The organism is Mesorhizobium sp. M7A.F.Ca.CA.004.04.2.1 (assembly GCF_004022825.1).
Taxonomy (GTDB): Bacteria; Pseudomonadota; Alphaproteobacteria; order Rhizobiales; family Rhizobiaceae; genus Mesorhizobium.
In genome coordinates this window covers 1-8187 of the sequence record NZ_RZPH01000171.1, presented here as the reverse complement: position 1 = coordinate 8187, position 8187 = coordinate 1, and the positions used below count along the sequence as shown (strand labels likewise).

9 protein-coding genes are annotated in these 8187 nt (G+C 62.9%); 1 reads left to right on the top strand and 8 read right to left on the bottom strand.

Annotated elements, in window-relative coordinates:
• Together EN893_RS10580 and EN893_RS10575 are read right to left on the bottom strand one after the other, a co-directional pair.
• Window positions 1-1070: lytic murein transglycosylase (locus EN893_RS10580; protein WP_164900791.1), on the bottom strand; the 1070-nt coding region annotated here is incomplete at its 3' end.
• A gap of 298 nt (window positions 1071-1368) precedes the next feature.
• A complete protein-coding gene (locus tag EN893_RS10575; RefSeq protein ID WP_023813161.1) occupies window positions 1369-2169 on the bottom strand; it encodes a GH25 family lysozyme in 801 nt (266 codons plus the stop codon).
• Window positions 2170-2397: 228 nt separating this feature from the next.
• Here EN893_RS10575 and EN893_RS10570 point away from each other — a divergent pair, with 228 nt between their 5' ends.
• Window positions 2398-3777 (top strand): serine hydrolase, encoded by a 1380-nt coding sequence (locus tag EN893_RS10570; protein ID WP_127267191.1) that lies wholly within the window; start codon window positions 2398-2400, stop codon window positions 3775-3777.
• 18 nt (window positions 3778-3795) lie between these two features.
• Here EN893_RS10570 and EN893_RS10565 read toward each other — a convergent pair whose 3' ends face one another.
• The 6 genes from EN893_RS10565 to EN893_RS10540 all read right to left on the bottom strand — a co-directional run.
• On the bottom strand, window positions 3796-4104 hold the full coding sequence (locus EN893_RS10565) for a HigA family addiction module antitoxin (protein ID WP_023813159.1): 309 nt from the start codon (window positions 4102-4104) through the stop codon (window positions 3796-3798).
• 9 nt (window positions 4105-4113) lie between these two features.
• A complete protein-coding gene (locus tag EN893_RS10560) occupies window positions 4114-4410 on the bottom strand; it encodes a type II toxin-antitoxin system RelE/ParE family toxin (protein WP_127267190.1) in 297 nt (98 codons plus the stop codon).
• Window positions 4411-4520: 110 nt separating this feature from the next.
• Window positions 4521-5204: a class I SAM-dependent methyltransferase gene (locus EN893_RS10555; protein ID WP_127271461.1), complete on the bottom strand. Its 684-nt coding sequence runs from the start codon at window positions 5202-5204 to the stop codon at window positions 4521-4523.
• On the bottom strand, window positions 5201-6499 hold the full coding sequence (locus EN893_RS10550) for a DUF3419 family protein (RefSeq protein WP_127271244.1): 1299 nt from the start codon (window positions 6497-6499) through the stop codon (window positions 5201-5203). Before EN893_RS10550 ends, EN893_RS10555 begins: the two co-directional genes overlap by 4 nt.
• 133 nt (window positions 6500-6632) lie before the next feature.
• Window positions 6633-6827, bottom strand: a complete 195-nt coding sequence (locus EN893_RS10545) for a hypothetical protein (RefSeq protein WP_127271246.1) — start codon at window positions 6825-6827, stop codon at window positions 6633-6635.
• 74 nt (window positions 6828-6901) lie between these two features.
• On the bottom strand, window positions 6902-8187 hold a 1286-nt coding region (locus EN893_RS10540; RefSeq protein ID WP_245490819.1), incomplete at its 5' end, for a hydantoinase B/oxoprolinase family protein.

The window sequence follows — 8187 nt, the reverse complement described above, 5'->3', positions numbered from 1 at the left end:
GTGCCGACATCGTAGCCCCTGGCTTCCAGCTTGGTCTGCAGCGCCTTCATCTGCTCGTTGTTGAGGCCGGTCTCGGGATTGCGCGGATCGAACTGTTTTTCTCCCGCCAACCTGGCGGCGAGGTTGGCCGCGGTCAGCGCATAGGTGAAGGACTGGTTCCACTCGAGATAGACGTCGAAATTGTCATAAGCTAGGAAGGCGGGCCCCTTACGGCCCATCGGCAGCGCCAAGCCTGCCTTGAGGCCGTTGTCGACCAGCGGCGCGCCGCTGGGGTAGGTGACGCCCCATTGCGCCCACTGCGACAGCGGCAGCTTGTTGGTGCGACCGGTCTGGTCCCACGGCATGTCTTCGGGCACGCGGACTTCCTGGATCCAGGGCTGGTCGCGTTTCCAGCCGCGCGACAGCACTTTGTTGGCGGTGGTCATGATCACATCGGGCACGCTGCCGCGCAGGTCGATCTTGCCGTCGCCGTCGCCGTCGACGCCGCGTGCCAGATAATCTGAGGGCAGGATCTGCGTCTGGCCGATCTCGCCGGCCCAGGCGCCCCTGACATCGGCCGGCAGCACGCCGCGATCGATCAATTGCAGAAGCGGTATCAACTGAGGCCGAAACAGTTGCGGGCGGCGGCAATCATGCGACAGCGTCACCAGGGCGCTCAGCGTGTGGAAGTCGCCCTGCACGGCGCCGAAATCGGTCTCCAGCGCCCAGAAGGCGGCGATGATCGGCGCCTGAACGCCGAACTGCTGGTCGGCGCGGGCGAAGACATCCGCGTATTTCTTCATGTTCGCCGCACCTTGCTTCAGGCGATAGGCCGAGATCATGCGGTTGGAAAACTCGACAAAGGTTTGGGTGAAGACGCCCTGGGCGCGGTCGCGTGCCAACACCTTGTCGTCGAAGGTTGCCGCTTCAAGGGCGTCGAGACCGGCAGTGCCGACGCCGGCCGCCTTGGCTTCCGCGGCGACGCCCTGCTTCCACGTCTCGAAGTCGCCGCCGCATTCCTGCGCCATCGCCGGCAAGGCCGTGGCACACAGGGTCAGCGCAGCCGCGAGGACTTTGGAACGCAGTCGCATCAGCTTCCTCTCGAAACGAATAGCGGGCAGTTGTTGTGCTCCCCCGGAGGCCCAACGCCCTGAATTGCCGGCGGTTGCACTTTTCACCGCTGGCTGTGTCGAAAAGCAGGCGGCAGGCCCGGTGTCAACGGTTCTTGTGCCGCAGCCCCTTATTCCGCCGGCTTCTCTGCCGTTGCACCGGTGTCAACAGTGTTCTGCGGAGCTTCTTATCTCGGACGGACTCGCTGCCGTTGCACCGGTTCAACGGAAGCTCTGCTGGAGTGATTTGATCCATGGCGGTGCTGCCGTTGAACCGGTGTCAACGGGTGTTCTGCCGCAGCCACTTGTTCCAGGTGGCTTCACTGCCGTTGAAGACGTTGATGTCGGCCTTGCCGGTCATGCCCGGAATGATCCCGGTTCCTGTGTACTGCCAGAATGTGAAGGGGTGGCTGCCGTATTTCTCACGTGGATGGCCGGCGACAGAACGCAGCCAGTACGGATAGCCGCGAAACCCCGCCAGGCCGTTGTCGTCGAAGAAGTCGACCGAGGTGTAGATGATCGGCTTCTTGCCGTAGTGGCGTTCGACGATCTCGAGGAAGGTGGTCATCTCCGCGCGCACCGTGGCGGCGTCGGGACGCAGCCTGCAGGTCGGCGATTGTGGGTTCCATTCCATGTCGAGGACCGGCGGCATCGCCGAGCGATCGACGGGGACGTTGCGGATGAACCAGCGCGCCTGCACGGCAGCCGGGGTGCAGAAATAGTAGAAGTGATAGGCGGCGCGGGGAACGCCCGCAGCTTTGGTCCGGGTCCAATGCTCGTTGAAGTATTCATCGAAGCGATCGCCGCCCTCGGTCGCCTTGATGAAGGCGAAGGAGATGCCGCTGGCCTTGGCCGCCGGCCAGTCGACCGAGGTCTGGTATTTGGAAACATCGGTGCCGTGGACGGCATAGTTCCACGGCGCGCCGCTCTCCCATTCATGCGGCTTGGAATCGGCAAAGCGCGGCGCCCGGACAGTGACCGTCGGGCTGCTCGACGCCGACGGCGACAGTGGCGAGAGATCGTCTACTGTCGAGCACGCGCCAAGCAGCGCTAGCATAATGAGGCCCGCAAGACGGCGCATCGCAATTCCCGAGCCGGATTCAGCCGGTCGCTGATGGGTCTATACCTGATGGCCGGCTTGTGATTGGGCCCCCTCCGAGCGATCGCCCCACAGCATCGCTCAGCATATCCTGTGATCGCCGATCATGGTTGATAATCCGTTGATGGCGCTCGACAAGCATTGTGATTTGCGGAAGCAATGGCGGCAAATCGATGACATAAGGGCTCGCGCAGGGCCCGGAGGAAATAAATGCGGATCGTCGTCAAGATCGTCAGATGGCTGCTTGGTCTGATCGTGCTGGCGGTCGCCGCGCTGTTTGCGTGGCTATACATCGCGCCGCCCGAATTGATCCGCGTCGGTTCCGGCTATTCGGCCAAGATCGTCTGCTCGAATGTCTTCATCGCCGGCCGGGACGCCAATGAGGTGCTGGCCGTCGACGTGCAGGCGCCCGGGCATCCCCTGCTGCGGTTAATGCGTGTTTCGGTGGACAAGAACAGGGGAACGGTGTCTGCCGGCCTGTTCGGGTTCCTCGGCAAGAGCGTCGCTGTCGCCCGCGACGGGCTTGGCTGCGCTTCGGTTCCGGACGGCGATGTCGGCAAGGCGCGACGGACTGTGATCCAGGCGGAGCCGTCGGCGGCCACCATGGGCGACCTGTGGCCGGAAGGCGAGCGGGTTGAGGCATCGCAGGATCCGGTTGTTGCCAAGCTGCTGGACGATGCGGCGCTGACCGGCACCGGCATGCGGGCGGTGGTGGTGGTCAAGAATGGCCGCGTCGTCGCCGAGCGCTACGGCGCGGGCTTTTCCGCCAAGACGCCGCTGCTCGGCTGGTCGATGACGAAGACGGTGAATGCCGCCATCGTCGGTACGTTGGTCAAGGACGGCAAGATGGCTTTCGACGACAAAAACCTGTTTGCGCCGTGGAAGGCGGACGGCCGCGCCGCCATCAGCCTTGCCGAGATGATGGCGATGTCGAGCGGGCTGGAGTTCAACGAGGATTATGGCGACGTCGCCGACGTCACGCGCATGCTCTATCTCGAACCTGACATGGCGGGCTTTGCCGAATCAAAGCCGCTGGCGGCCGAGGTCGGCAAGGTGTTTTCCTATTCGAGCGGTACGGCGGTGATGCTGTCGCGGCTCTGGCAGCACGCGATCGGCGACAAGGCCAAGGCGCTGACATGGCCGCGCACGGCCCTGTTCGAGCCGCTTGGCATGCATAGCGCGGTGCTAGAGACCGACGAGCAGGGCACTTTCGTCGGCTCGTCCTATCTCTACGCAACCGCGCATGACTGGGCGCGCTTCGGCCAGTTCCTGCTGCAGGGCGGGGTGTGGAACGGCAACCAGATCCTGGCAACCGGTTTCGTCGACTGGATGCGCGAGCCGGCATCCGCCTCGAAGGTCTACGGCAAGGGTCAGTTGTGGATCGAGGCCCCGGGCGATGAGGAAAACCCCGGCGCCGGCGTCGCGGCAGGCCTGCCCAAGGACACGTATTGGATGGAAGGCCATGACGGGCAGACGGTTGCCATCATCCCTTCGGAGCAGTTGGTGGTGGTGCGGCTGGGGCTGACGCCTGCCAAACTCGGCTACCGGCCGCAGACGATGGTGGGGGCGCTGATCAAGGCGCTGCATTAGCGCGGCGCAAACTCTTTGCTATGCAGCTGTCGCCAATGGCTTGGCGCGGTCAACTCGCGCCCGCTCGTCGGGCGAGTTCATGACCTGCCAAAGATCGCTGCGGCGCTGGACGTTCAACCAGAAGTCCGGGCTGTTGCCGAACACCCGCGCCAGAATAAGCGCGGTCGCCGCCGTGACGTTGCGGCGGTCGTTGCACAATTCGTTCACATGCTTGCGCTGGACCCCCATCGCCTCGGCCAAAGCCGCCTGCGTCAGGCCAAGCGGCTGCATGAATTCTTCCGTGAGAATTTCGCCAACCGTTGCCGGCTTGCGTGCGGTCATCAACATGTTCTCACCTCATCTATAGCTGTGGTCGTCGAGATAGATGTCCGACGCCTCACCGCGGCCGCCGTCCCAGCGGAAGATCAGCCGCCATTGCTTGTTGACGCGTATTGAATGGAAGCCTTCGAGAATGCCGCGCAGCTTCTCGAAATGATTGCTGGGCGGCACACGCAAATCCTGATCGATCATCGCGTCGTCAATCATCTGGAGCTTGCGGAACAAACGGCTTTCGAGATCGGACGGAATGTTGCGAGAATGGGTGTCTTCCACGAAGAAGGCCCGCAGCCATTCATCCCTGAAGCCGATGATCACCACATGCTTCCATGCATGTGAGATAGTGTACCGCTCTCGGGGTCATAAGGCAACGTTGATCCAACGGATCGTGGCTGCTTCGCCTTTATGTGCCTTTCCCACGGCAATATTCAGGAAGTGATCTTGATAACCGCCAGCCAGGCATAGCCGCGATAAAGCGTGCGGAAACGGAAGCTTGCACCGGTTCGCCGCGATTCTGATTCCAGCACCTCGCGCAACGATTCACGCGGCGTGACGTGGAACTTTTTCAGCCAGCCGCGCAGCAGCGCCCGGAACCAGCCAGGCAGGCCTTCCTGCTGGCCGAAATCGACGATGTGCAGCGAACCGTTCGGCGACAGGGCGGCAAGCGCTGCCGATACTGTTTTTTCCCAGCCGGGGATCATCGACAGTGAATAGGACACGAAGACACGGTCGAAGCGTTCGACACCGAAGAGTGCACGGGCATCGAAATCGGTGGCATCGCCCCTTGCCAGCACGACGCGGCCGGACAGGCCCTCGCGATCGATCGCCTTTCCGGCCGTTTCCAGCATTTCGGCCGAGATATCGAGGCCGTAGAAGCGGGCATCGGGATAGCGGCGGGCAGCCAGGATGATGTTGCGGCCGGTGCCGCAGCCGAGTTCCAGCACGGTACCGCCGGCGGGCACATCGAGCCCCGCGATCAGCCGGTCGCGGCCGAGAAGATAGTATTTGCGTGTCAGGTCGTAGATGTGGCGCTGCCAGCGGTAGACGCCGTCCATCAGTTCGGCATGGTTGGCCTTGAATTCGGGGCTGGCCGGCAACTCGCTGGTGCTCATGCGGCGCGCTTCACGTAGAGATGGAAGCCGCCATAGATGGCCGAGCGATCGCGGGCCGAAAATTCGCGCGAAGCTTGGTCCTGATAATCCCACTGGTCAAGCAGCGAGCTGGAGACACGGCCCGGCAACAGGCTGGGCTCGGCGGCGGTGCGGAAGATGACGCGGGCGCCTGCGGAAGCGGTGCGGGTGATTTCCGTCCACAGTGCGTTGAGCTGATCGTCGGTCATCCAGTCCTGCGCGTCGAGCAGGACGAATCGATCAACGGAGCCTGCATCCTTGCCGGCGAGGAATTCGATCAGATTGGCATGGTGGATGGCGACGCGGTCGACATTGCCGCGGATGGTCTCGTAATTCTGTTTTTCGAGATAGGCGGGCAGGGCGGCCTCGCCGGGGTTCGGATAGCGCCGGGCGAAGGCCTGCCAGGCGAAATAGTTGTTCTCCAGTGGAAAATCGCAAGCGAGTTTTTCCAGCCGGGCTTTCAGCACGCTGGCCATGGTGCCGTCGCCCGACGTGATCAGCGAATCATACTGCGCCGGTGGAATGCCGAGGCCGAACAGCGAAGCCTTGCGCGACGTCGCCCATCTCAAAAGCTTCTTGTCGAAGACCGGCGCCAGCTCCTCGTTGAAGAATCGGCGCTGCTCGCCGATGTTCCTGGCCTGCATGATGCCGGAGGGGTCGACGCCGAAGAATTTTCCCGTGCGGTGGCCCATGGCGATGAACAGGCCGAGCAGGCCGGTCTGGTAGAAATTGCGGTCGAACACAGTGATGCGCCTGATGCCGCGCCAGTTGCGGCGCTCCCAGTAGTGACGGCTGACAGGATCGAGATGCGGCGCGATGAAACGGTCATACGCTTTCGAATTGTGGCTGGTGTCGGCGGCGCCGAAGAAGCGGAACAGGTCGCCCTGCGATGGCAAATGGCGCACCGCCTCCAGCTTCATGCGGTTCAGCGCGATGTGCGCGGTGTTGAGGTCGACGGCGTCGACCCGGGCCGGCGAGCGCGTGAGGTAGGCCAGAATGTTGCAGCCGCCCGAGGCGATGGTGACGACGCGGTGGCCCTGGCCAAGCTGCATCGCCTCCATGTCGACATCGGGGTCTTCCCAGATCTGCGGATAGACGAGGCCGGAGAACAGGAAGGCGAACAGCCGCTCCGAAATGCCGGCCTTCGACAGCGGGCGGTTCTGGTAGACGGCCTTTCCAACTTCCTTGCCGCGGCGAAAAACCAGATCTGCGGAAACGTCCGTCATGGCAAGATGATTCCCCATTTGCTTTGCCGCAAGCGGGTAGCCTAGGGTCATGACAAGCCGGTGACAGCCTGTTGACGCCTCCTGACAGAGGTGGCGCGTAAAATCAGTTGATACCGCCGCGCAACTTCATCTGGCATCAACTTGCGCACTATCGAAGCCCATGATACCGCCGCGAACACACCCCTTACTGCGAACCAGTTGCACGTGCGTCATCCTCTCCAAGTGTGAAGCCCCATTGATACGGAGTGAGGCCGATTGGCACCTTGCTGTAGGAAGGCATTGAGGGGACGATGCCGGGCTTGAGTGACTGGTATCCATCGAGATAACCGTCGTTGAAGGTCTTGCTCGGGTAGGCAGGAATGTTCTTCACGATGGACATGGCGACTTCTCCTCAGAATATTGCGGACATGCGCCCGCCTCTGGCTCGCCATGTCCGCGCCCGGCAAGCATTCGTCATTGCCCTCCGAACCCGCCCGGCGTCGGCGTCGTCAGGATGACGGCGTCTCCTGCCTGCAGCACTGTCTGGTCGCAGGCTTTCAGCATGTCGATTGTGCCGTCCTTGCGGCGGACTTTGGTCGAGCCGACCTCGCCATCGCCGCCCCCATCCAGCCCTTGCGGCGGCCGGTTGCGATGCGAGGACAGGATGGCGCATTCCATCTTTTCGAGGAAGCGGATGGTGCGCTTGGTGCCGTCGCCGGCGTTCCATTTGCCCTTGCCGCCGGAATTTTCCCGAATGTGGAAATCCTCGAGCAGTACGGGAAAGCGCAGTTCCAGCACTTCGGGATCGGTGAGGCGCGAATTGGTCATGTGGGTGTGGACGCCTGAGGTGCCGGCAAAGCCGCGGCCCGAGTTCATCTGGCCGGCCGGCGAGCCGGAACAGATCGTCTCATAGTACTGGTAGATCTTGTTGCCGAAGGTCAGGTTGTTCATCGTGCCTTGCGCGTTGGCCATGGCGCCCATGGCGCCGAACAGCGCGTTGGTGACATGCTGCGAGGTCTCGACATTGCCGGCGACGACCGCGGCGGGGTAGGCGGGTTTCAGCATGCAGCCATCGGGAATGATGATGTTGATTGGCCGCAGGCACCCGGCATTCATCGGGATCATGTCCTCGACCATGACGCGGAAGGCATAGAGCACGGCGGCTCGGGCGACCGGTTCCGGCGCGTTGAAATTATTCTTCATCACCGGCGAGGTGCCGGTGAAGTCGACGGTCGCCTCGCGCTTTTGCCGGTCGACCGTGATCTTCACCTTGATGATTTGGCCGGTGTCGGTCGGGTACTCATACTCAGAACTGTCGGGCAGCCGCTCCAGCACGCGGCGCACGCTTTCGGCGGCATTGTCCTGGACATGGCCCATATAGGCCTCGACGACATCGAGGCCGAAATGCGTGACCATCTTGCGCAGTTCCGCGACGCCCTTCTCGTTGGCGGCGATCTGCGCCTTGAGGTCGGCGATGTTCTGGTGCGGATTGCGGGCCGGATAGCGGTGGTCGGTGAGCAGCGTTTCCAGCTCCTTCTCGCGGAATTTTCCGCGATCGACGATGCGGAAATTGTCGAACAGCACGCCTTCCTCGTCGACCGTGGTGGCGAGCGGCGTCATCGAGCCGGGTGCGGTGCCGCCAATATCGGCATGGTGGCCGCGCGAGGCGGCCCAGAACAGGATTTCCTCCCCCCTTGAGGGGGAGGTGCCGCCGACGGCGGCGGAGGGGGTCGGATCGACCGGGTTCGACGCTCTTGCGG